The 24,652-nt window shown below is 30.3% G+C and carries 27 protein-coding genes and 1 other RNA gene; 25 read left to right on the top strand and 3 right to left on the bottom strand.

Translation table 11 applies throughout. From position 1 onward, the window contains the following. The first annotated feature begins 211 nt into the window (after window positions 1-211). The 8 genes from ffs (at window position 212) to PW5551_RS03390 (ending at window position 6,910) form a co-directional block, all read left to right on the top strand. An RNA gene (gene ffs, locus PW5551_RS03425) (signal recognition particle sRNA small type) lies at window positions 212-311 on the top strand. Between the two features lie 173 nt (window positions 312-484). Continuing rightward, window positions 485-1,096, top strand: coding sequence for a class I SAM-dependent methyltransferase (locus PW5551_RS03420; protein WP_370445899.1), 612 nt, complete (start codon window positions 485-487; stop codon window positions 1,094-1,096). A gap of 1 nt (window position 1,097) precedes the next feature. Next, window positions 1,098-1,850, top strand: a complete 753-nt coding sequence (locus PW5551_RS03415) for an energy-coupling factor ABC transporter ATP-binding protein (protein ID WP_113074414.1) — start codon at window positions 1,098-1,100, stop codon at window positions 1,848-1,850. After that, window positions 1,841-2,647, top strand: a complete 807-nt coding sequence (locus tag PW5551_RS03410) for an ATP-binding cassette domain-containing protein (RefSeq protein ID WP_113074413.1) — start codon at window positions 1,841-1,843, stop codon at window positions 2,645-2,647. The genes PW5551_RS03415 and PW5551_RS03410 overlap by 10 nt, the downstream gene beginning before the upstream one ends. Before the next feature lie 20 nt (window positions 2,648-2,667). Continuing rightward, complete coding sequence (locus tag PW5551_RS03405) at window positions 2,668-3,903, top strand: hypothetical protein (protein ID WP_113074412.1); 1,236 nt, start codon at window positions 2,668-2,670, stop codon at window positions 3,901-3,903. Between the two features lie 42 nt (window positions 3,904-3,945). After that, on the top strand, window positions 3,946-5,922 hold the full coding sequence (uvrB, locus tag PW5551_RS03400; protein WP_113074411.1) for an excinuclease ABC subunit UvrB: 1,977 nt from the start codon (window positions 3,946-3,948) through the stop codon (window positions 5,920-5,922). Window positions 5,923-6,071: 149 nt separating this feature from the next. Continuing rightward, on the top strand, window positions 6,072-6,335 hold the full coding sequence (locus PW5551_RS03395) for a LysO family transporter (protein WP_233488414.1): 264 nt from the start codon (window positions 6,072-6,074) through the stop codon (window positions 6,333-6,335). A gap of 2 nt (window positions 6,336-6,337) precedes the next feature. Then, entirely contained in the window at window positions 6,338-6,910 is a 573-nt protein-coding gene (locus PW5551_RS03390; RefSeq protein WP_113074409.1) for a lysine exporter LysO family protein, read from the top strand. Window positions 6,911-6,931: 21 nt separating this feature from the next. Here the strand turns inward: PW5551_RS03390 and PW5551_RS03385 are convergent, their stop codons facing one another. Then, entirely contained in the window at window positions 6,932-7,303 is a 372-nt protein-coding gene (locus tag PW5551_RS03385; protein ID WP_113074408.1) for a hypothetical protein, read from the bottom strand. A gap of 18 nt (window positions 7,304-7,321) precedes the next feature. Beyond that, window positions 7,322-9,142, bottom strand: a complete 1,821-nt coding sequence (lepA, locus tag PW5551_RS03380) for a translation elongation factor 4 (protein WP_113074407.1) — start codon at window positions 9,140-9,142, stop codon at window positions 7,322-7,324. Between the two features lie 326 nt (window positions 9,143-9,468). On the opposite strand from lepA, the gene PW5551_RS03375 reads away from it, so the two are divergent. From PW5551_RS03375 to PW5551_RS03350, 6 genes are all read left to right on the top strand, one after another. Further along, window positions 9,469-10,431 (top strand): D-glycerate dehydrogenase, encoded by a 963-nt coding sequence (locus PW5551_RS03375; RefSeq protein ID WP_113074406.1) that lies wholly within the window; start codon window positions 9,469-9,471, stop codon window positions 10,429-10,431. Between the two features lie 3 nt (window positions 10,432-10,434). Next, window positions 10,435-11,082 carry an endonuclease III domain-containing protein gene (locus tag PW5551_RS03370; protein ID WP_113074405.1) on the top strand — a complete coding sequence of 216 codons (648 nt, stop codon included), beginning with the start codon at window positions 10,435-10,437 and terminating at the stop codon, window positions 11,080-11,082. Continuing rightward, on the top strand, window positions 11,064-11,594 hold the full coding sequence (tsaE, locus tag PW5551_RS03365) for a tRNA (adenosine(37)-N6)-threonylcarbamoyltransferase complex ATPase subunit type 1 TsaE (protein WP_113074404.1): 531 nt from the start codon (window positions 11,064-11,066) through the stop codon (window positions 11,592-11,594). Before PW5551_RS03370 ends, tsaE begins: the two co-directional genes overlap by 19 nt. Further along, window positions 11,548-12,546, top strand: a complete 999-nt coding sequence (locus PW5551_RS03360; protein WP_113074403.1) for a hypothetical protein — start codon at window positions 11,548-11,550, stop codon at window positions 12,544-12,546. Before tsaE ends, PW5551_RS03360 begins: the two co-directional genes overlap by 47 nt. Continuing rightward, window positions 12,539-13,564 (top strand): tRNA preQ1(34) S-adenosylmethionine ribosyltransferase-isomerase QueA, encoded by a 1,026-nt coding sequence (gene queA / locus PW5551_RS03355; RefSeq protein WP_113074402.1) that lies wholly within the window; start codon window positions 12,539-12,541, stop codon window positions 13,562-13,564. The genes PW5551_RS03360 and queA overlap by 8 nt, the downstream gene beginning before the upstream one ends. A gap of 71 nt (window positions 13,565-13,635) precedes the next feature. After that, window positions 13,636-14,010, top strand: coding sequence for a flagellar protein FlaG (locus tag PW5551_RS03350; RefSeq protein ID WP_233488413.1), 375 nt, complete (start codon window positions 13,636-13,638; stop codon window positions 14,008-14,010). Window positions 14,011-14,013: 3 nt separating this feature from the next. Here the strand turns inward: PW5551_RS03350 and PW5551_RS03345 are convergent, their stop codons facing one another. After that, window positions 14,014-14,913, bottom strand: a complete 900-nt coding sequence (locus tag PW5551_RS03345; protein ID WP_113074400.1) for a tRNA-dihydrouridine synthase — start codon at window positions 14,911-14,913, stop codon at window positions 14,014-14,016. A 431-nt stretch (window positions 14,914-15,344) separates the two neighbouring features. Between PW5551_RS03345 and PW5551_RS03340 the strand changes: the two genes are divergently transcribed. The 11 genes from PW5551_RS03340 to gltX all read left to right on the top strand — a co-directional run bounded on the left by PW5551_RS03340 (window position 15,345) and on the right by gltX (window position 24,640). Continuing rightward, window positions 15,345-16,640 carry an amidohydrolase family protein gene (locus tag PW5551_RS03340; protein ID WP_113074399.1) on the top strand — a complete coding sequence of 432 codons (1,296 nt, stop codon included), beginning with the start codon at window positions 15,345-15,347 and terminating at the stop codon, window positions 16,638-16,640. Between the two features lie 22 nt (window positions 16,641-16,662). After that, the gene (locus PW5551_RS03335) at window positions 16,663-18,663 is read left to right on the top strand and encodes a S9 family peptidase (protein ID WP_113074398.1); all 2,001 of its coding nucleotides are present in this window, start codon (window positions 16,663-16,665) and stop codon (window positions 18,661-18,663) included. Window positions 18,664-18,681: 18 nt separating this feature from the next. Next, window positions 18,682-19,278, top strand: coding sequence for an ECF transporter S component (locus PW5551_RS03330; RefSeq protein ID WP_113074397.1), 597 nt, complete (start codon window positions 18,682-18,684; stop codon window positions 19,276-19,278). A gap of 30 nt (window positions 19,279-19,308) precedes the next feature. Beyond that, a complete protein-coding gene (gene gcvH, locus PW5551_RS03325; RefSeq protein WP_113074396.1) occupies window positions 19,309-19,665 on the top strand; it encodes a glycine cleavage system protein GcvH in 357 nt (118 codons plus the stop codon). A 101-nt stretch (window positions 19,666-19,766) separates the two neighbouring features. Beyond that, entirely contained in the window at window positions 19,767-20,096 is a 330-nt protein-coding gene (locus tag PW5551_RS03320; RefSeq protein WP_113074395.1) for a transposase, read from the top strand. A 262-nt stretch (window positions 20,097-20,358) separates the two neighbouring features. After that, entirely contained in the window at window positions 20,359-20,778 is a 420-nt protein-coding gene (locus PW5551_RS03315; protein WP_113074394.1) for a Mini-ribonuclease 3, read from the top strand. Next, a complete protein-coding gene (rlmB, locus tag PW5551_RS03310) occupies window positions 20,751-21,467 on the top strand; it encodes a 23S rRNA (guanosine(2251)-2'-O)-methyltransferase RlmB (RefSeq protein WP_113074393.1) in 717 nt (238 codons plus the stop codon). The genes PW5551_RS03315 and rlmB overlap by 28 nt, the downstream gene beginning before the upstream one ends. 140 nt (window positions 21,468-21,607) lie before the next feature. Then, entirely contained in the window at window positions 21,608-21,997 is a 390-nt protein-coding gene (locus PW5551_RS03305; RefSeq protein ID WP_158526126.1) for an OmpH family outer membrane protein, read from the top strand. Window positions 21,998-22,000: 3 nt separating this feature from the next. Beyond that, window positions 22,001-22,711, top strand: a complete 711-nt coding sequence (gene lptB / locus PW5551_RS03300) for an LPS export ABC transporter ATP-binding protein (RefSeq protein WP_113074391.1) — start codon at window positions 22,001-22,003, stop codon at window positions 22,709-22,711. A gap of 4 nt (window positions 22,712-22,715) precedes the next feature. Then, on the top strand, window positions 22,716-23,252 hold the full coding sequence (locus PW5551_RS03295; RefSeq protein WP_113074446.1) for a TIGR00725 family protein: 537 nt from the start codon (window positions 22,716-22,718) through the stop codon (window positions 23,250-23,252). Further along, window positions 23,240-24,640: a glutamate--tRNA ligase gene (gene gltX / locus PW5551_RS03290; RefSeq protein WP_113074390.1), complete on the top strand. Its 1,401-nt coding sequence runs from the start codon at window positions 23,240-23,242 to the stop codon at window positions 24,638-24,640. The genes PW5551_RS03295 and gltX overlap by 13 nt, the downstream gene beginning before the upstream one ends. Window positions 24,641-24,652: the final 12 nt, after the last annotated feature.

Genomic DNA, 24,652 nt, shown 5'->3' with positions numbered 1-24,652 from the left:
TTCCTTATTATTTAATCTTTTGTACCTCAGCTTAACCACTATTTTTTGCTATTTCTGAAGTGGGTAAGTATAATTTTTTTATCCCCTATAAAAATAATAACACATTTTTATAATACATAAGATAATTAAATTAGCCATTAACAAATCTTTTAAAATCCAAAGTTGATTTTTCAATTTTAAAATGTTATAATTAAATTGCACCATTAGTTGAGGCTGGGTCCTGCGCAATAGGAACCCGTGAATCTGGTCAGGCCCGGAAGGGAGCAGCCATAAGCGGTGATTCTTAGGTGCAGCAGGGTAACCCAGCCATCTTTGCTATATAATAAACCGTGGAGGTATATAAGAATTGGCTAATCGTAAGAAAAATAGGGAAGAAACGGAAGATGTTCAAATATATGGTCCAGAAGACATTGCATTTATGAATGTTGAAGACGTGATAAGAAAAGTCAATAAAGAATTAAATACAAAAAAAGAAATAAAAAAAATAAATCCTGATAAATTTGAACATTATTACACTGAAAATCCAACATCAAAACTAACTACAAAACTGCTGAGTTTAAGCTTAAAAAATGGACATACTTATAAATTTAAAGCTCCATCAGGAGTTTATGGAAGAAAAAGAATAGATAAGGCAAGTATTTTGCTTATTGAAAATATTCAACTTTCTAACGAAAAAGTTTTGGATATGGGATGTGGCTATGGAGTTATAGGAGTTACCTTAAAAAAAGAATTTCCAAACGCTGAAGTATATATGAGTGATATTAATAGACGTGCGGTGGATTTCGCGAAAATTAATGCAAAAAATAATAACGCAAATTTAACTATAAAACAAGGCTATTTATTTGAACCATGGGGAAAAGATTTTTTTGATATTATTGTAACGAATCCTCCAATTGTTGCTGGTAAAAATGTTCTGCATGAGTTGATAGACGAATCAAAAAAACATTTGAATCAAAATGGTAAGCTGTTTTTGGTAGCTTATCATAATAAAGGTGGTCGTAGTTTAGAAAATTATATGAAGGAAGTATTCGGTAACGTAAAAGAGATTGAGAAATCTGGTGGATTTAGAGTTTATTTTTCTGTAAAGAGGGGTTAGAATGTTTTTTGGTTGTAAAAAATTATCTTTTGGATACTCTGAAAATAAAGTTTTAAAGGAAATTGATTTGGAGATAGAAAAAGGCGATTTTATTGGATTAGTTGGAAGTAATGGGAGCGGAAAGTCCACTCTTCTGAAGCTTCTTTGTGGAATCCTTTTACCTGAAGAAGGACAAATAATTTTCAATGATCAAATTCTTAATGATAAAAATAGGTTAAAGGTAGGATATATTTTTCAAAACCCTGAAAATCAAATTATAGGCGTTACCGTAGAAGAAGATGTTGCATTTGGTTTGGAGAATATAGGTGTTCCGAGAGAGCAAATGAGTGAAAGAATTGAATGGGCACTTTCAACGGTGGGTTTGACAGGTTTTAATAAAAATGATCCCAACACTTTATCTGGGGGTCAAAAACAAAGATTAGCAATTGCTTCTATATTAGCCATGAAGCCAGAAGTAATTCTTATGGATGAGCCAACTTCTATGCTGGATCCCAAAGGAAGAAATGAAATATACAAAGTAATAGATAGGTTACTTCAAATGGGTGAAACAATAATAATCGCATCGCATCATCCTTCTGACTTAGAAAAAGTCGATAAAATTATTGCGCTTAGTGAGGGTAAAATCGTATTCGAAGGAGATAAAGAAGATTTTTATTCAAAACGAATAATTGAAACCGAACTTCCTTTTAAAGAAAAATTAAAACGAAGCGTGAGCAGGAATTTAGAAGAGCTGGTAGATGAATTATGCCGATAATTTTACAAAATACTTCTTTTACATATGCTATAAATACTCCTTTTCAAAAAAAAGCCTTAGAGAATATTAATTTAGAAATTAATAAAGGTGAATTATGGTTGTTAGTTGGACATACAGGATCTGGTAAAACAACCTTAATGAGTCTAATGAATGGGTTACTTTTACCGCAAGAGGGTAATGTGATAGTAGAAGGAATGTCTACAAAAGATAAAAAGGTTAATATCAAAGAGATAAGAAAAAAAATAGGGATTGTTTTTCAATACCCAGAATCTCAGTTTTTCCAACCAACGATAAAAGATGAAATTATTTTTGCACCAAAAAACTTCAATTACGAAATCAATGAAGAGATGTTGAAATATTATTTAGAATTGGTAAATTTACCAGAAAGTTATCTAGAAAAAAATCCTTTTGAACTCTCAGGTGGAGAAATGAGAAAGGTGGCAATAATTTCTGTTTTATCATACAATCCGGATTATATTATTTTTGATGAACCGACAGTTGGTCTTGATTATACAACGAAAAAATCTATCTTTAACCTAATAAAAGAATTACTTAATTTGGGGAAAACTGTGATTTTATCTACTCATTGGATAAATGAATTTGTGAGTTTAAAACCTAATATTTTGATGTTAAAAAATGGAGAAATATCTTTTAAGGGAGAATTTGATGATTTTGCTTTACTAGATGATAAGGTTCTTTTAGAGGCAGGAATAGTATTTGATGAAAAACTTAAACTATATAGATGTGCTCTAAAAAAAGGTAAAATTGATTTTGCTCAAAAGATTTCATTATTATAATTATGGAGATGATATTAATTATGAAAAAGAAGATATTTTTGATTATATTATTTATATTTATTGTCTTAACTACTTTTTCGCAGTCAACAAAAGCTCCAGATATGCGAAGAATTTTCTTGATATATGTTGAAGGAGATGCGGAATTAAATCAGTTATTAGAAAATTCTTTAGAGAATAATCTTTTAAGGCAAAGTAAGTATAGAGTAGTCACAAAAGAAGATATATTATTAGAAAATCTCTTAAAGAGCCTTTCTCAAGAAGATTATATTAGTGATAATATTCAAGCAGATTTTTTAGTTTATGTTCAAATTATAGAGGCATTTCCATATAGAAAAAAAACAGATGATTTAATGTGGTGGGAGTACAGAATTTATGCAAAATGTCAGGTAATAAAAATTTCTAGTGGAGAAAGTATGTTTTCAAGAACATTTTCTTCGGTGGGGACCTCTTATGTAACCCAAACTCAAAGTGATTTTGAAGCTCTTTATACAGCTAGACGTTTGGCTGTGAATAATCTTGCTTCATCCATATCCAACCAATTAAATTATCTTTTTAGGATTAGAGCAAATATTGTTTCTATTGAAGATAAATTTGTTAGGATTGATTCTGGAAGAAATATTGGAATTAAAGAAGGTATGATGTTTGAGTTTGTAAAAAGTCAAGAGATAGATGGGATTTATTATGATCTTAATGAAGGGAAACTTATTGTTGAGCAGGCAATGGATAATTCTAGTATATTAAGAATACTAGAACCTCCAAAGAGTTTTGATTACAAAACGAAAGACGTCTATGTTATAGAGAACCCTGATTTATCCCCCATAAGAACTCTATTAAATCTATATTATGTTGGCCAAGATTTTGAAAGAAACGGATTTGGGTTTGAGCTTGTGATTGACACGTATAGTAACTTTTATTTAGGCATGGCTTTAGAATTTTTGTTTGGGAATGACTTAACCGGTACGAGTTTTAATTTTAAAATTGGTTATCTTAACAATTTAACTGAAAGCGAATCTGAAAGTGAATCAACTCTGTCAATTGGTTCTATAGTTGGAATGGAAAGCTTTGCATATTCAAATGATGCTACTGCTACATATTTTAAACTCGCTCCTTTTATTAAATATACATATTATTTTAATGATACTTTTGGTTTGTCTTTTGAAACAAACTACAATTTTTTATGGCCTTTAGAAATTAAAGGTACATCAGAAATAGAAAATTATTTTGGATTAAATGCAGGTATAACTTTTAGATTTTAAAATTAAAAGGTAGCGAGAATAAGAAACTCTGGAGGGGCATTTATGTTCAAACTTTTGTCCGAATATGGTCCACAAGGAGATCAGCCGAAAGCAATCGAAGAATTAACTCAAGGAATTGAAAGTGATTATAGATTTCAAACTTTATTGGGTGTAACGGGTTCTGGAAAAACTTACACAATGGCCAATATAATCGCTAATGTTAATAGACCTACTTTAGTATTATCCCCAAATAAAATTTTAGCTGTTCAGCTATATAATGAGTTCAAAGAGTTTTTCCCTGAAAATAGAGTAGAATTTTTCATCAGTTATTATGACTATTATCAACCTGAAGCCTACATACCTTCAAGGGATATATATATAGAAAAAAACGCTGATATAAATGATATTTTAGTAAAAATGAGACTTTCAACATTAAAATCAATTTTAACAAGAAGAGATGTAATAGTTGTTTCTAGTGTATCAGCTATATACGCTTCAGGAAACCCTCAAGATTTTTCCAATATAAACCTTTATCTAAGAAAAGGAGAAGCGTATTCAAGAAAAGAAATTTTAACTAAACTTGGAAAAATGCAATATACCAGACAGGAAAAAGACTTTTTAGGTGGAACTTTTAGATGGAAAGGGGAAGTTCTAGAAATCTTTCCACCTTATGATGATTTTGGAATAAGAACCACTTTTTTTGATAACGAGATAGAAAAAATAGAACGTTTCGATGTTTTTAACAGAACGATAATGGAAGAATACGACAAAATAACCATATATCCGGCTAAAGAATTTGTTACAAGTGATGAGAAAATACTTTCTGCTATCGAAGAAATAAACAAGGATCTAGAAACCCAAATAGCTTATTTCAAAAGCGAAGGAAAGTTGTTGGAAGCTCAAAGAATTGAACAAAGGGTACGTCAAGATATGGAATTTCTTCAGACCTTAGGTTACTGTAAGGGAATAGAAAATTATTCAAGATACTTTGATGGTCGAAGACCTGGAGATGCCCCCTGGACACTTCTAGATTATTTTGAAAATGACTTCATAACTTTTATAGATGAATCACATATTGCTGTTCCACAATTAAGAGCCATGTTCAGAGGAGACTATGCAAGAAAGAAAAACCTAGTAGAATACGGTTTTAGATTACCTTCTGCGTTAGATAATAGACCCTTAAGGTTTGAAGAATTTATTGAAAAAACCAATCAAATAATCTTTGTTTCTGCGACTCCTGGCCCATTTGAGATGGAGGTTTCTGAGCAAATTGTTGAACAGATTATCAGGCCCACAGGACTTGTTGATCCCAAAATTGAAGTCAAAAAAACCGAAGGACAGGTTGATGATTTTGTAAGTGAAGTTAAAGAAGTAGTTCAAAATGGTAGAAGAGCATTAGCGGTTGTTCTAACTAAAAAGGATGCAGAAATACTTTCAGATCATTTGAATTTAATGGGAGTTAAATCTTTATATCTACATTCTGAATTAGATACTATCGAAAGGTCAGAGGTTGTAAAGAAATTAAGAAATGGTGAAATTGAGGTCGTTGTTGGAGTAAACCTGCTAAGGGAGGGGTTAGATCTGCCAGAAGTTTCGTTGGTTGCAATAATGGATGCAGATAGAGAAGGTTTTTTGAGATCAGAAACTACTCTTATCCAAACGATTGGAAGGGCAGCGAGAAATGTCGATGGAAAGGTTTTATTATATGCAGATAGGATAACGGAAGCAATGAAAACTGCAATAGATGAAACGAACAGAAGAAGAGAAATACAAATTAAATTCAACCAAGAACACAATATAACTCCTCGAAGTATTATTAAAAAGCTACCGGAAGATGTATTTGCTCCTTTTAAAGATGATACTATAAAAGAAGATGATTATCTTTTTGCTGTTGAAGAGAATTTATCTCCCGAAGATTATATCTCACTTCTTGAAGAAAAGATGTATATGGCAGCTTCAGAATTAAATTATGAAGAAGCCGCAAAGTACAGAGATGAAATTAAAAAAATAAAGAGAAAGTATAATATAAAGCAAAACTAATTATAGTTATTAATTAATATAATTGTTTTAAAAAATACTCCTTATTTATTCAACGGAGTATTTTTTTATAAATTTCAAGATAAGAAGTATAATATTATTCAATAAACGAAACTGTTTAATAAATTTGGTATAAAGAGGTGGTCAATATGATGGCGGGTATATTAATTGCTTTTTTAATAGGTTTTCTATTCGGATTAAAAGGAAAGCTTAGATGGTTGAAGAAATATAAATCTGTTTTGCTGTCAACGGTATTTTTACTTTTTTTCATGGGTTACGAAATAGGTAATAATGATGCTTTGGTTTCCCAAATAAAAGAAATTGGAGTATATGCATTATATATAGCTGTTTTCTCAATATTAGGAAGTGTTCTTTTCACCTCATTTTATGAAAAGTTTTTTAAAAAGGAGAAATAAAGATGATTTTACTCTTATCCGCTGTTTTAGGAGGAATTATATCTGGTATTTATCTTGATATAAGTATACCAGAAAATTTAGTAACTATTTTACTGATGTTTTTGGTCTTCAGTGTTGGGGTAGATATTGGTAGCGAAGAGAAAATACTTTCAAAATTGAAAGTAAACCTAAAAAATATAATATTTCAATCCATTTTAACTATGTTAGGGACCCTTACTTTTGCATCATTTGCAATTTTTTTTACAGATTTAAATTTATTGGAATCAATAGGAGCATCAGCAGGTTTCGGATGGTACTCTTTATCTGGAGTTATGATAAGTAATCTTTATTCACCTTTTTTAGGTGCAATTTCATTCAGTTCAAATGTAATAAGAGAAGTTTTGGCAATCGTATTAATACCTTTGATATCCAAATGGTCACCTTTGGGGGCTGTATCGGTTGGTGGGGCGACATCTATGGACACTATGCTTGGGGTTATTTCAAAAAGCACCGATAAGGAAACAACTTTAATTGCTTTTGGTCAGGGAGTTATAATATCTTTGTCAGTACCAATTATCATTACGTTATTATTTTAAAAAAATAAAAGGTGTAGAAATCTACACCTTTTTAGCATTATTATTTTTGTTGTTGGTTTCTATACTTCTTATTTTTTTACGTAAAAACCTATCGGTATCAAAGAAAAACCTAAAAAGTGCCCAAATGAATATAAAAAATATACAAAGAGTGACCCATAACATTTCAACTGAACCCATTAAACCAAAGATTCCCGTTCCTCTTAGCCCTGTAATGATAAAAGCCAAAAGCCATTCTCTGCTAAATAATGCCACAACTGTTATTGCAAAAAGTATCCACGGTTGGTTAAAGGCTAAAGAAAAAATGAATACAGAAGCTAATCCTCCAATCCACAGAACTATCCTATAAATCTTCTTATTAAGATTGTTCTTTTCTTTATTATCTAACTTTGGCAAAACCAACACCTCCAAAAATTATTTTTCATCTTCGTTTACTCTTAATAATGCAAGAAAAGCTTCTTGAGGAATGTTTACTTTTCCTATTTCTCTCATTCTCTTTTTTCCTTCTTTCTGTTTTTCTAAAAGTTTCATCTTTCTTGTAACATCTCCACCGTAACATTTTTGTAGGACATCTTTTCTCAAAGCTTTTATTGTTGATCTTGCTATAATCTTTCCTTTACAGTATGCTTGAATAGGAATTTCGAATTGATGTCTTGGAATCAGATCCCTTAATTTATCAACCAAATTCCTTGCAACAGTATAAGCTTGACTTTCATGAACTACATAAGATAGGGCATCTACTTTTTCTTTATTTATTAAAATTTCTAATTTAAGCAAATTAGATTCTTTATAACCAGTAATTTCATAGTCCATCGAAGCATATCCCTTGCTAACAGCTTTCATTTTGTCAAAAAAATCAAATATTAAATCTGCAAGGGGAATTTCAAAATGTAAAACAACTCTATTTTTCCCCGCATTAGATACGGACAAAAAATTTCCTCTTTTTTCAACTTGAGCTAAATTTATTAAATCCCCCATATAATCAGGAGGAGTTATTATATCTAACTTACAGAAAGGTTCGTAAACCTCTTCTATGGTATCTTCTTCTGGAAACTCAGAAGGGTTAGTAATTTCTAATTCTTTACCATTTTTTAGCTTTGCTTTGTATATAACACTTGGAACAGTTAATATAACTGCAAGTTCAAATTCCCTCTGTAATCTTTCTTTGACTACCTCCATGTGTAGAAGCCCTAAAAAACCAGCTCTAAATCCGTAACCCATTGCAGGAGAATTTTCCGGAGTAAAAACAAGTGAAGCATCATTTAATTTTAATTTTTCAAGAGCTTTTCTTAATTCTTCATAGTATTCAGGAAGGCCAGGATACAAACCTGCATAAACCATGGGTTTAACCTCTTTATAACCCGGCAGCGGCTTTTCAATAGGGTTTTCTGCATCGGTTATAGTATCTCCGACTCTGGCTTCTTCAATCTCTTTAATACCTGCTATAATATAACCGATTTCACCAGATGATAAATCTTCTGTTTCCATCATTTCAGGATGGAAAACCCCTACTTCGCTCACTTCATAAACCTCTTGCGAAGTCATAAATTTAATTTTCTTTCCTTTCTTAACCGTGCCACTAAAAATTCTACAATAAACGATTATTCCTTTATATTTATCGTATTTTGCATCGAAGATTAACCCTTTTAATTTTCCTGATATATCTTCTTTATTAAGTGGGGAAGGGACTTTCTTAACAATTAACTCTAATAGTTGCTCTACTCCTTCTCCAGTTTTGGCACTAATTTTTACAATTGAATCGGCATCAATGCCAACTAAATCATTTATTTCAAGTATGGTTTCTTCTATATTAGCTGTTGCAAGATCTATCTTATTAACTGCTCCTATGATTTCCAAATCATTTTCCAACGCCAAATAAGTATTAGTAACAGTTTGAGCTTGAACGCCTTGACTGGCATCAACTAATAAAATAGCGCCTTCACATGCTGCTAAACTACGTGATACTTCATAAGTAAAATCTATATGACCAGGTGTATCTAAAATATTTAACTCATAATTATTTCCATCTTTAGCTGTGTAAAATACTTTTACAGGGTGTGATTTAATTGTTATACCTTTCTCCCTTTCTAGATCCATCGAATCAAGAAACTGTTCTCTCATATTTCTTTCATCAATAGAATGAGTTAACTCAAGAATTCTATCCATCAAAGTAGTTTTGCCATGATCTATATGGGCAATAATTGCGATATTTCTGATGTAATTCGGATCGAACAAGAAAAAAAGCACCTCCAATGGGAGATTAGTTTAAAATAGGTTATATGAATTAAAATAAAAACCAGTATTATTATATCATAAAAGAATAGAAAATAGTATTTTTCTAATTCCTGTCAAGAAAAGAAATTTTATACCTTAAAAGCCTTTGTTTTTAGACAGTAGAGCTCTCAAAATTCAGTGCCTCTTCACAATAGTGTTCAACTTATTTATATGGTTTGATATTATATAAACTGAGTTTTTTAAAAAGTTAAAAAACTAATGATATAATTATTTGTGAAAATTTAGCGAGTACTTTCAGAATTCTTCTAATGGAGGTTAATTGAATAATGAAAAGAGTATCTATTACTTACAAGATTCCTGAATCGGGAGTTAATTTATTAAAAAATGAATACGAGGTTTGGATCAATCCGAAGGATAAATTATTGACCAAAGATGAATTAAAGGAGCTTGCAAAGGAATCAGATGCTTTGATAACGATGTTAGCTGATCCAATAGATGAAGAAGTTTTAAGCCAAGGCAAGAATAAATTAAAAATCGTAGCAAATTATGCGGTAGGATACAATAATATAGATATAGATAAAGCGAAAGAATTGGGAATTTACGTAAGTAATACGCCGGATGTTTTGACAGAAACAACAGCAGATTTAGCATGGAGTTTGATGTTAGCAGTTGCAAGAAGAATAGTTGAAGCGGACAAGTTTACAAGGGAAGGAAAATTTGATGGGTGGAAACCGGAGCTTTTTCTTGGAACTGATGTGTATGGAAAAACTTTAGGAATTATTGGTTGCGGGAGTATAGGTCAAGCGGTAGCAAGAAGGGCAAAAGGTTTTGATATGAAAGTTTATTATTACCAAAGGCACAGACTTTCTAAAGAGAGGGAAGAGGAGTTAAATATTTCTTATCTGCCTCTTGATGAACTTTTAAAGGTATCTGATTTTATAAGTTTGAATGTTCCCTTAACAGAAGAAACTTATCATTTGTTGGATAGAGAAAAATTGTCTTTAATAAAGAAAGACGCTTTTGTTATAAATACTGCAAGAGGCCCTGTTATCGATGAAAAAGCTTTATATGAAAAATTAAAAAATAATGAAATTGGCGGAGCCGCTATAGATGTTTATGAAAATGAGCCAAAATTAACTCCTGGATTAGCTGATTTAAAGAACGTTGTTCTTACCCCTCATATTGGTTCAGCTACCCATGAAACGAGAAATAAGATGTCTCTGATGGTTGCAAAGGATGTAATAAGAGCTTTAGAAGGACAAGTGCCAGAGCATGTAGTTTGGAGGTAAATATTGAATAGAGTGTATGAAATTTACCAAAAATTGTATAAATTTTATGGTTCACAACATTGGTGGCCCGCAGAGAATTGGTTTGAAGTAGTTGTTGGGGCAATTCTTACTCAAAATACTTCATGGAAAAACGTAGAAAAGTCAATTGAAAATTTAAAAGATAAAGATCTTTTAGAACCTTTTAAATTGTATAGAATTAGCGAAGAAAAGCTGGCTGAATTGATTAAATCATCAGGTTTTTATAATTTGAAAAGTAAAAGACTGAAAAACTTTTTGAAATGGCTTAAGGGTTATGATTTTGATGTAAATAAAATAAAGCAAAAAGATCTTTTGAATTTGAGAGAAGAATTGCTTAGTATAAAAGGGATAGGTAAAGAAACTGCAGACTCTATACTTTTATATGCATTTGAAAAACCCGTTTTTGTTGTAGATGCATACACAAAAAGGATGTTTACAAGATTAGGATTTCGATTGTCAAAAGATTATGATGAGATAAAAGACTTTTTTGAGAAGAATTTGCCAAAAGATGCTCAACTTTTTAACGAATTCCATGCGTTAATAGTTAACCACTCTAAAGAATATTGTAAAAAGGTTCCGAACTGTAAAAAATGTTTTTTAAAAGAAAAATGTGAATGGGGAGTGACGCAATAATAATAAGTTTAAAAAAATATGGTCTTGATGATATTAAAAGATTAGGTATCGCTGTATCAAAATGTCTATTTCCAGGAGCAAAAGTTTTACTTTTAGGAGATCTTGGAACTGGAAAAACTACTTTAACTTCATATATTATAAACGGGCTGTCTGACAAACCAATAAATGTAACAAGTCCAACTTTTTCTTTGATAAAAGTTTATGATACTAATCCAAGAGTGTACCATATAGATTTATACAGATTGACTGATCCTCAAGAAATAGAATATTTGGAAATTTTTACCGATTCTGATGGAGTTTATATAATTGAATGGGCAAACTTTTTAGATTATCTTACACCTGAAGAAAGGTTAGAGATCCATATTTCATACAACGAAAATATCAGATACCGAGATTTATATATCAAATCGTTTGGAGAAAAGTATGAAGAATTGAAATCAAAGATAGAAAAGGAGTTATATTCTAGTGTCGATTCAGCGCATACTAAACGTAATTTCAGAAAAGGATTATAAAGCTCACAGTAGAAAGACAAGGGCATTAATAGAAAAGGCCAATGGGATAATAAGAAAGCCAAGGGAATTAAATCCAAGAAAAATGTTCTGGATTTACAGAGTATTAGGTAGAGATGCAGAATTAAAAATTTCTAAAAAACATATCAATGATTTTCAATTTTTGATCATGCATATACTGCGTAAGCCAAAAGAAAACAGATTTGAGGATTTAAAAAGGTATTATAAATTAAATCAAGAAGCCATTGATAATTTAAAGTTTTTGATTTTTCCTAATAAATTTCCACCAGGTGGATACAACGAAAAGTTGAAAAAATACGGTGTCGAATTTTATAACGAACAAGTTATATTAAAAAGATTAAATTTTAAGGATTTCATAGATCTTTATTCCTTGATAACTTATATACCTTTGGATGTGAAGACTCCATTCGTTCAAAATTTATTGGATGAAATATTAAGCATAGATCCACTTGAAACTAAACTGTCTTTGTATAAAAAAATAAAGGATATTTTTAAAAGTTTGGGTCAGTACGAAAAACAGATGGTAGAAGTTCAGTTAAAAAACATTTCTTACTATCATTTTAGGCTTATGAATTTAAATTCTAGAAAAGGTGTTGTTATTGATGGAAGTAATGTGGTTAGATACAATGATTTAAATAATATGAATATCTTTTTAGATTTGCTAGATAACTTGTATATTGAGAATTTGGTATTTTTTCCTGCTGTAATTGTGTTTGATAAAAATATTGATTATATTTTAAAAAGTGAAGAAGATAAAAATATATTACGAAGATTAATAGAAAAAAAGAGAGTTTACTTAGAATCACCTGCCGATAAGCTTATAGTTTATTTCAGTAATAAATTTGGGTATTATATGATTTCCCAAGACAAGTTTCAGGAGTATAAGTTTGATAAAGAAAAATTATTAGAATTGCGGAGGTTTATTGATGAGTGAAGAATTATTTGATTTAGAAAGATATGATTACAATTTGCCAGATGAACTTATTGCTCAAGAACCAGCCGAACCTAGAGATAGTTGTAAACTGATGGTTATTAATAGAAGAACAAAAAGCATTGAACATAAAATATTTAAAGATATTGGGGATTATCTTGAGCCGGGGGATCTTTTGGTGTTAAATAATACTAAGGTTATTCCAGCTAGGTTATACGGTAGGAAAGAAACAGGGGCTCACGTAGAAGTTCTTCTTTTGGAGAAAGACGGTAGCGAAAAAAGATGGAAAGCTCTTGTAAAACCAGGAGGTAAGATAAAAACAGGGAATAAACTTTATTTTAAAAACAACTTATCTTGCTCGGTTGTAGAACATCTTGACGATGGATCTAGGATTTTAGAATTTCAAGAGCCACAATTTTATTCAAAGTTGGAACAAATAGGGGAAATTCCGCTTCCACCGTATATCAAAAAAGAACTCGATGATCCAAACAAGTATCAAACAGAATACGCAAAATTTGATGGCGCTGTAGCAGCGCCAACTGCAGGGTTGCATTTCACAAAAGAATTGATGGATGAATTAAAAGTTAGAGGCATTAAATTTGCAGAAATCACACTTCATGTAGGATTAGATACGTTTAGACCTGTTAAAGAACAGGATATAAGAAATCATCAAATTCATGAAGAGTACTTTAATGTTTCTAAGGATGTGCTTCACGAAATTGCAAGAACAAAAGCTCAAGGAAAAAGAGTTATTGCTGTTGGAACAACGGTCGTTAGAACTCTTGAATCAATTTCAAGAAACCCTAATAAATTAGTTGACAAAACAAGTCTGTATATTTATCCCCCGTTTGAATTTAAGATTGTAGACGCTCTTATAACCAATTTTCATCTACCTAAATCATCACTCCTTTTTTTAGTTTCAGCATTTTCTGATTATAAATTTATAATGGACGCGTATGAAATTGCAAAAGAAAAAGAATATCGTTTCTTCTCCTTTGGCGATGCTATGTTTATAATATAATAAAAAATTAAAGTTAAGTAAAAATTAGACGATAAAATATTGATAAAATTCAATAAGGATTGGTGATCATGATGGGGATATCAAATATTGGCGGGAATACTGATTTTAATATTAATCAGATAAAATCTCCCAATGGAGAGAAAGATATGGTTAATATTAATCTAAATACTCAGAAACAAAATAACGAATCTATGACGAATCAAAAGATTACTAATGAAGAATTAGACAAAATTTCTGAAATCATAAAAGAAAAACTAGATAAACTTTCTCAAATTTTCAAAGGGGAAGCGAGGTTTGAATTAGAAAGAGATTTAGACATATTAATAGTCAAGATAGTTGATAAAGAAACTGAAAAAGTAATTAGACAAATTCCCCCTGAGGTGTCTCTAAAATTAGCGAAGGCCTTAAACGATATTGAAGGAATATTATTAGATGAAATAGCTTAATCGCTATTTTAAAACATTTTCGATCAGATTAGAAACGTCTTTAAAAGTATTAAGAGTGTGCATTCTTTTTCTTATTTCTTTTGCACCTTCAAAACCAGAAAAGTATTTAATTAGTACTTTTCTGAATTTTTTTACTGCGAAATTTTCCGACTTATAAAAATCAATCATTAAGGCTAAATGTTTCAAACATACTTCTATACGTTCTTTTTTAGAAGGAATATAATTATTATTCATAAATATCCAAGGGTTTCCTATTGCTCCCCTTGCGACTAAGACAAAGTCTGCTCCATAATTATTTATATAATCTTCGATATCTTCTCTACAAAAAACATCACCAGATGCTCCTAATGGAACATTGATATTTTCTTTTAATTTCTTAATGAAACTTCTATCAGCTTTTCCTGAGTATAATTGAGTTTTTGTTCTTCCATGAACTATAATGTAATCTGCTCCATTTTCTTCAATAATTTTTGATACTTCTTCGATATTAATTATATCGAACCCTATTCTGACTTTTACTCCTACAGGTAAATTTATATTAGCTTTTAAATTTCTAATTATCTTGCCTAATAATTCAGGTGTTTTTAATAAAGCTGCTCCTGATCCTTTCTTAATAACTTTGTTGGCAGGGCATGCAGCATTAATGTCTATCCAACTAGCTAAATGCTCAACCCTTTTTGCCGCTTCAACAAATTTTTTAGGTTCATTACCAAAAAGTTGAATACCTATATTTCTTTCATTTTTTTGAGGAAGCATTTTCTCAACTTTTTCATTTTCCCTTAAAATTGAATCTACAGAAATCATCTCTGTAAAGGTAAACTGTGCTCCAAATTCCCTTGCTAAATTTCTAAAAGGATAATCGGTATAATCTGCCATTGGTGCTAATCCAATCTTATATTTCATCTATTTCTCCTTTCTTTTTAATCTTACATTTAAATTATATCATCTAAAATATAATCAATTTATATCTAAAATCAAAAAAATATAATTATATTAAAAAATTATCGAAAATAATAAATAATTTTTAGTCACGACTTGACAAACTTAAAAATATATGGTAAGATATTATCAGAATTTTAAAATAAATAACAAAATTTTTAAAGGGGGAGTTTAAAATGTTGAGAAGACCGAATAAAAAAATCAAAAAGGTTGAATCTTATTACACCGGGTTCGACCAACTCTCGGATGAATTATTTTATTTTTATTTAGAAAACATCAGAAAACTGTGATATATTTACCATATATACTTAGACAAGAAATTGGAGTTTTAAGTCAGCAAATATGATAAAATATATTGAATATGAAAGTGAAATTTAAAAAAGAGGTATAAAAGTTTGTTTAAACTTACAAAAAAAGGCGAATTTAAATATATAAATACCAAATACAATAAAAATATTTTTGTTACACCTTTCATTACAGACACTCATCTCCATTTGTTAGGATTTGGAGAAAAGTTGGTGCAACCTTCTTTAGAAAATAAAAGTTTACCAGAAATAAAAGAAATTATAATTAATATATTGAAAAAGAATCCAGATAAAATAATCTTACGAGGTTGGTCAGAAGAATTTTCAATTCCTGATAAAAAGTTTTTAGACGATATAAGCGAAGATATTCCGATTATGTTGGTTAGAAGATGCGGTCATAAGGCAGTAGTTAATTCTAAAGTGTTTGAGCAGATTAATTTTAAAGATTTTGAAGATTATATAGAGTTTGAAAAGGGTTTTTTAAAAGAAAAAGCAATAGACAGATTCTATGAAACTTTCGGTGCTTTTACTAATATAAAAGATAATTATGAATCTGCAAAAACTTATTTAAGTAAAAAAGGTTATAACTTCGTTCATTCAGATGATCTACATGGAGTTTCAAAAGAAGAACTCCCATTTTTAAATGATACTGATTTCTTTGTTTATGAAAAAGTTGCGGTAAGTAGTTATGATCAACTTTTAAATTATTATGATCATGGATATTTTAAAATCTTCAAAAGTGTTAAAATATATTTAGATGGTTCTTTGGGTGCAAGAACAGCTTACCTAATTGATAAGTATAACGACTCAAATACTTTCGGGGAAAAATTGTGGGAAGATAGCGAACTGAATGAAATTGTTAGATTTTGTGAGAGTAAAGGTCTTCATTTGGCAATGCATGCTATAGGAGACGGAGCTGTTCAACAAATTCTGAAAGTCTTTGAAGAAGTTAAGCCTAAATTACTACATAGAATAATACACGCACAAATATTAAAAGAAAAACAGATTGAAAAAATTAAAAAATACAATCTTATTATTGATGTTCAACCTCAGTTTATAGAATCAGATAAGATTTTTATTAAAAGTAGGTTGGGTAACAATCTCAATAACGCATTTAAGTTCTATGAATTGTATAAAAACAATATTCCTCTTTTTATATCTTCTGATGCACCTGTGGAAGAACCAGATTGGTTAAGAGATATGAAGAAATTGAAAGAATTGGGTATTCCTTACAAATACTCTTTATTTCGTCTAACTTATAGCCCAGAAATAGTTGATAATATTAATAGAGAAGAAAGTATAGAAAAAAAGGCATTAATTTTTAATCAAAATCCTTTTGATGAAATATCATTGCCAGAAATGTATAGTGAAGATTCACTAATATGAAAAAATTACGGGAGGTAGAGAAATGGGAAAGCTAGCTTTGGAAGATTTTACAAAGTATAAGTTTTTGTCAGGGACAAAATTTTCCCCTAATGGAAAGAATTTAGCTTATGTAGTTCACGAAATGGACGTAGATGAAAACAAGTATTTATCAAATATTTGGTTGTATGACGTTGATAATAAAAAGTCCAGAAAACTAACTACTTTTAATAAAGAGAGTTCTTTTGTGTGGATGGACGATGAAAATATATTATTCTCAGCTATTAGAGATGAAAAAGACAAAAAGAGAAAAGAAAAAGGAGAGCCCTTTACTGTATATTATAAGATTAACATTTATGGAGGAGAGGCAGAAAAATTTTTTGAGATTCCTCTTTTTGTTTCTGATATAGAACCAATTTCAGAAAATAAGTTTGTATTAACTGCATCTTACGATGAAAAATATAAGGATTTTGAAAAATTATCCAGTGAAGAGAAAGAAAAAAAGTTAGAAGATTTTAAAGAAGAAAGAGATTACGAAGTATTAGATGAAATTCCATATTGGTCTAATGGTCAGGGTTTTACCAATAAGAAAAGAAATAGATTGTATTTGTTTTCTTTAGATGATAATCAGATGAAACCAATAACAGATGAATTAACCAATGTAGAAGGTTTTAAACTGAACAAAGAAAAATCTAAAATCCTTTTCATATCTAATACATTTAAAGATAAAATGGAAATAAGATCCGATTTGTTTTTATATGATTTAAACAATAATAATTTAGAAAAATTAACTCACGAAGATCCTTTCAATTATTTTTATGCAGACTTTTTCAATGGTAATATTATCTTTTTAGGAAGTGATATGAAAAGTTATGGCATAAATGAAAATCCGAAATTTTATTTAATGAATATGCAAACTAAAGAAGTTAAAAATATCGAAACGGATTTTGATTACAGTACGTGGAGTTCCGTAGGTTCTGATTGTAGATACGGTTCTAATAATGCTTTCAAAGTTGAAGGAAGTTATTTTTATTTTGAAACAACAGAGTGGGGAAATTCTTATATAAACAGAATAGATGAAAGTGGCAAAAGAGAAAAATTAACTACAAAAAATGGTTCTGTAGACGGTTTTGATGTATTTAATGGCAAAGTTATCTTTGTAGGAATGAGAGATGTGAAACTACAAGAGCTGTATTTGCTTGATGAAAATAAGGAAGAACAGTTGACAGAATTGAATGAGTGGGTTATTAAGGAAAAAAAGATGTCAAAACCTGAAAGAATAACTTTTTTAGGCGAAGGCGATGTTGAAATCGAAGGGTGGATTATGAAACCTACTGATTTTGAAGAGAATAAAAAGTATCCAGCTATACTAGATATACACGGAGGACCTAAGACGGTATATAGTGGAGAAGTTTTTTTTCATGAAATGCAATATTGGGCTAACGAAGGATACACAGTTCTTTTTTGTAATCCTAGAGGCAGTGATGGAAGAGGAAATGAATTCGCCGATATAAGAGGGAAATATGGAACGATAGATTATGAAGATATAATGCATTTTGTTGATAGAGTTTTAGAAAAATATCCTTTTATAGATAAAAATAGAATAGGTGTAACTGGTGGTTCATATGGTGGATATATGACGAATTGGATAATAGGACATACGGATAGATTTAAAGCGGCAGCTTCTCAAAGGAGCATAGCTAATTGGATATCAAAATTTGGGACTACTGATATAGGATATTATTTTGTTGAGGATCAACAAGCATCGACTCCGTGGAATGATTATGAAAAATTATGGTTTCATTCACCAATGAAATATGCGGATAAAGTAAAAACTCCAACCCTATTTATTCACTCTGAAGAAGATTATCGTTGTTGGCTTGCTGAAGGCTTACAGATGTTCACATCACTTAAGTACAATGGAGTTGAATCTAAACTGGTACTGTTTCGAGGAGAAAACCATGAGTTAAGTAGAAGTGGAAAACCAAAACATAGGATAAGAAGGCTGAAAGAAATAACACAATGGTTTGATAAATATTTGAAATAAAATTAAGTGGAGGCAGAAATGCATTCAAAAACAAAAAGGTTAGTAACGATTTCTTTGTTGTCAGGGATCTCATTTGTGTTAGGATTCACACCATTAGGGTTTATTCCGATTCCACCGGCAAACGCTACAACTATGCATATTCCAGTAATTATTGGAGCTATTTTGGAAGGTCCAGTTGCTGGTATGGTTATTGGTTTGATATTTGGAGTTTCTAGTATAATTCAAGCACTTTTAAGGCCAAATATTTTATCTTTTGCTTTTATAAATCCTTTGGTATCAGTATTACCCAGAATATTGATTGGGTTGGTTTCATATTATTCGTACTGGTTAGTTCTTAAATTCTTTTCGAGTGAAAAAGAAAAAGTTTCTAAATGGAAAGAAAGCGTTTCTGTGGGAGTAAGTGCTGCTTTAGGTACTTTAATCAATACAGCAGGGGTATTAGGGATGATGTATCTTATATTTTCTGAAAGAATAGCAACCGCGATGGGTGTAGGAACTAATGCCGTTGGTGGTGTATTATTAGCTATCGCATTAACTAATGGCATTCCCGAAATTATAATAGCGGTTTTAATCTGTGTTGGAGTAATAAGAGCAGTTAAAAAAGCCGGATATTAATAAATTATCTTTGCAAAGGAGGAATTTTTAATGAAAAAATACACAAATGCTCATGAGTACGTTGATGTAGAAGGTAACGTAGCTACTATCGGCATATCTGTAAAAGCTGCCGAAGAATTAGGTGATGTAACTTATGTTGAGTTACCAGAAGTAGGAAAAGAAGTTAAAAAAGGTGATATTTTGTGTACGATTGAATCTGTAAAATCTGCTGAAGACATTTATGCACCCGTAAGCGGGAAGGTTATTGAAGTTAATAATGAACTAGAAGATAACCCTGAAATAGTCAATGAAGATGCTGAAAACAGAGGATGGATCGTAAAAATGGAATTATCCGACAAAAGTGAACTTGATGGTTTGCTAGACGAAGATCCACCCATTGAGAACTAATCATTAATAAGTTCTAAAGGCCTCTATCAATGATATGATACCTCTAAAGTAGACACGTAATTAATAAAAATTGCAAAACTACTTTGGAGGTATTAATTATTATGTCAAGAAAAGGGAAATATAGTAAAGAAATAAAGATAAAAGCATGTGAAGATTATATAGCGGGAAAAGGAAGTTTTGAAAGCATAGCAAAATCAATAGGGTGTGACGAATCAAATTTACGAAGCTGGTATTACAGATATATAAAACATGGCGAAAAAGTATTTGACTCAAAAAAAAGAAATAAATCATACAGAAAGGAATTCAAGATATCTGTAGTTAAAAAATACATAGATGGAAAACATTCAGCCATGGATTTATCAGTAAAATACGATATTCATCTTTCAACAACAGTCTTGCTGTTGATCTCATCAAAGAGATGCAGTAATTGAAGTTGGCAGCATATGACAGCCAAGTCAGGAAGCACGCTTTCCCAGGCAACAACCCAAAGGGTTTTGCAAGGAGGCGCTAGAATCTTCCTTCACTAGATGAGTCGTATCTTAATTCTAGCATTAGGATACCTCTTTTCAAAGAACAATAAAAAAAGAAAAGTGAATAAAAGAAAAAAGAATAAAAAACAAAAGAAAAAGGCTATTTTAGAACCAAGAAAAATGTGTTTCTCAATTTAATATTATACGAGGAGATAATATCTGTATGAGTGATTTAGAAGAGTTATGGGATCTTCAACTTGCTGATTTACGTGAGATCCCTATAGATAATTTTTCATATATAGGAGATGCTGTAATTGCTTTGGTATATAAATTAAGGCTGTTAAATGATGGTCGTATTAAAACCAGAACTATATATGAAAATTCTAAAAAATTTTTAAGTGCAAAATCGCACTCTAAATTTGTGGATTTAATCTATAGCAAATTTACTTCTGAGGAAATGAATTATTATAAGCGAGCTGTAAATTCTAACGGAGCAAAAAAAAGGGGAAACGATGCGGATTATAGAAAATCTACAGGCTTTGAAGCAGTTATAGGTTACCTTTTTTTAACTCATAATTACTCCAGAATAAATGAATTATTAGAGGTGATTGATAGTTGTATGTCTACGGAAAAAACATATTAAAAGAAATAATAGATGCTAAATATCCCATTAAACATATTTTTTTTAGTAACTCTAAAACCGAAAAGGGTTCTTTAAAAAGTTTTGTGGATAATGTTGATAAATTAAATTATACTTATAGTTTTGCATCAAACGATGTGTTGGAAAAAATGGCTTCAACTAATAAACATCAAGGAGTAGTTATAGATATTGGGAAGGATTTCCTGTATGAAACGTTAGATGTAATAGAGGACAAAGAAAATTTATTTTTAGTTATCTTGGATCAAATACAAGATCCTCACAATTTCGGAGCTATAATAAGATCTTCAGTCGCAGCCGGAGTGGATGCAATTATTATTCCAAAAGATAATTCTGTAGATGTAACACCAGTTGTAATAAAAGTTTCATCCGGATTGATATTTAAAATCCCAATAATAAAAGTAACTAATATATCTAATACCATTGAAGAATTAAAAATGAAAAACATTTGGGTTTATGGAGCTGATACCAATGGAAAAAGTTATTATGATATAGACTGGTTAGGAAATGTTTGTATTGTTTTTGGGAATGAAGGTAACGGCATCAGAAAAAATGTAAAGAATCATTGCGACAAACTTATTAGTATTCCGATGTCCAATAATGTGGAATCTTTGAATGTTTCTGTAAGCGCGGGTATTATTTTGTTTGAGGCAAGAAAACAAAGAAATCTTTAATATAATAAATTATTTTGGAGGTGTAATTAGTGATTAAAAGCAAGAAATTATTAATTTCTGTGGTTGTTGTTTTAATGACTTTTTCAGTTATAGCTTTTTCAGTCAAGAGGTTAGTAACATAAAGATTGGATATGTATCTTTTGAAAAAACTAGTCGAAAATTATTACAAGTGGAAAGATTTGGAAACTCTTTATCAAAGGGATTTACAATTTTATCAAGGTAAAATAAGTGAAATGGAACAACAATTCTTAGATCTTCAGAGGTCAGGTGCCACCCCAGAAGAGTTGCAACAAAATTACCAACAAATACAAGCCCGTATTAATCAGTATGATCAAGCTTTACAAATAGAATACCAACAGAAAATGAATCAAATAACAAATGAAGTAGCTTTGAAGATTTCACAATATGCAAAAGATAATGGGTATGATCTAATTTTAAACGAAATTGGTGTAATATATTTCAATCCTAAATGGGATATAACAAATGATATTATAGAATATTTGAATAATGAAGAAAATAAAACTAACTAAAATATGGAAAAAATTATTGTAGAATGTAAAAAAATTTCTAAAAATTATGGTAAAAAAATAGTATTAGATTCTGTAGATTTTGAATCAAAAGCAAGTTTTATTACTGGTTTATTGGGTCCGAATGGAGCTGGTAAGACAACGCTTTTCAAAATAATATTGGGATTAGTCGTTCCAAATACAGGGAATGTTTTTCTGGATGGAGAAGTTATTACACATTTGCCCATACATAGGCGTGCTTTAAAAGGGTTAGCTTATCTGCCTCAAGAACCTTCTGTTTTTAAAAATTTAACGGTTATAGACAATCTTAAAATGATAGCAGATCTTTTGAAAATTCAGAATGCAGAAAAGAAAATTACAAATATTTTAAATGAATTTGGTTTAGACACCTTAATACACCAATACGCGTATTCTTTGTCAGGAGGAGAAAAAAGGAAGCTAGAATTTGCTAGAACTTTAATAACAGATCCCAAAGTTATTCTTCTAGACGAACCTTTTGTGGGTATAGATCCAATAACTGTCAAAGACATACAAGAAATAATAAGAAAACTTGCGAAAACAGGAATATCTATTATTGTGACAGATCATAGCGTAGATGAAATAGCTCAAGTAGTTGATGAATTGTATGTTTTACATAAAGGTGAAGTAATAGCTCACGGTGTTCCAAACGATGTGTTGGAAGATCACAAAGTAAAAGAAAATTATCTTGGTTGGTGATATTTTGATAGTTGGTGTAATAGGTTATTCAGGAAATATATACAAAGAGCCTGTAAAATCTCTGACTTCTTTATGCTTTGAAGTGGGTAAATGCATAGCAAAAAACAATTGGATAATGATGAACGGTGGAAGAAATGGTGTGATGCAGCTTGTATCTAAGGCTGCAAGAAATAGCAATGGTAAAGTTTACGGAGTTTTACCTTGGGAGCAACAAGGCAATGAATATTTGGATTTCACAATAAAAACAGGGTTGGATCTAAATATGCGATCTTTTGTTCTTTTGAAAAATGTAGATGTTGTGATAAGTATAGGTGGTGAAATTGGTACTGCTATAGAAATTTTTGGGGCGTATTCTTATAAAAAGCCTATATTTCTAATGAAAGGTTCTGGGGGTTGGACAGATAGAGTGACAAACGTTCTAATTGAAGGAAAATATTTAGATAACAGAAAATTGGTTGAAGTAAAACAAATATCTTCAGTTGAAGAGATGGAAAAACAGTTAATAGCACTTGAAGAGGTGAAAAATAATTGGTCAGAGTAAGATTTGCCCCAAGTCCAACCGGTTATCTACATGTTGGAGGGTTAAGGACCGCACTATTTAACTGGTATTTTGCCAAAAAACACAATGGAAGGTTTATTATTAGAATAGAAGATACGGATTTTGAACGTTCAAAAAAAGAATACGAAGAAAGTATTTTAGAAGAATTAAGATGGGTAGGCTTAGATTACGATGAAAGCGTAGATAAACCTGGACAGTATGGTCCATACAGACAAAGCGAAAGATTGAATATCTATAAAAATTATATAGAAAAATTGTTGAACGAAAATAAAGCATATTATTCAGTATTAAAAGATGATGAGACAATCTTTGAAGATAATAATCTCCCCTGTAAATATAAAAATAATAATGATTTTTCTATAGTTATTAAATTTAAAGTTAATAAAAATGAGGAAGTTTCTTTTACGGATCTTATTAGAGGAGACATAAAATTCGATACAAAAAATTTAGAAGATTTTGTGATTTTGAGATCAAACGGTATTCCAATATATAATTTTACAGTAGTAATAGATGATTATCTAATGAAAATAAGTCATGTAATAAGAGGAGAAGATCATATCTCTAATACTCCAAAACAGTTGTTAATATACAATGCACTATCTTTTGAAGTTCCGAAATTTGCTCATCTTCCACTGATATTAGGAGAAGATAAAGCCCCATTATCTAAAAGACATGGGGAAGTTTCTATAACTTATTTTAGAAAAGAAGGATATCTTCCTAAAGCGATATTAAATTATTTGAGTTTGTTAGGTTGGAATGCCAATGAACAAATATTTGATTATAATCAAAAGTATCAAGAATTTGAATTAACAAATGTTTCCAAAAACCCTTCGGTTTTTGATTATAATAAGCTTCTTTGGACTAATGAGGTTCACCTTAGAAAGGACTCTTTAGAAGAAATATATAATATTTTTTTTGAATGGATAAATTTTGTTTTAATTGAAAATAAATTATCCAAAGAAGATGAAAAGTTTATAAAACAAGTGATTGAAATCTCTCGGGAAAAAGTGCAAACTTTAAAGCAACTATATGAGTTTTCAGAAAATTTCTTTACAGATAATTTTGATTATCAAGAAGATTTTGTTGCAAAATTCATGAAAAAAACTTGGTTTGAAAAATTACTTAAAAATGCAATAGATGAATTTTCTAAATTAGAAGAGTTCACGGTTGAAAACATTGAAAAAACTTTAAAAAACTTATCCTCATTAAATATCACAGGAAGAAAGAATGTATATCAATCTATAAGAGGATCTATTTTAGGAAAAACGGTCACTCCTGGCTTGTATGAATCAATATTTGTTTTGGGTAAAGAAAGGGTTATTATTAGACTAAAAAAGGCTTTAGAATATTCAAAAAAAATATCATTTTAAAGGTGGATTAAT

It is taken from the genome of Petrotoga sp. 9PW.55.5.1 (assembly GCF_003265365.1).
Classification (GTDB): domain Bacteria; phylum Thermotogota; class Thermotogae; order Petrotogales; family Petrotogaceae; genus Petrotoga.
This window is presented reverse-complemented; position numbering and strand designations above follow the sequence as displayed.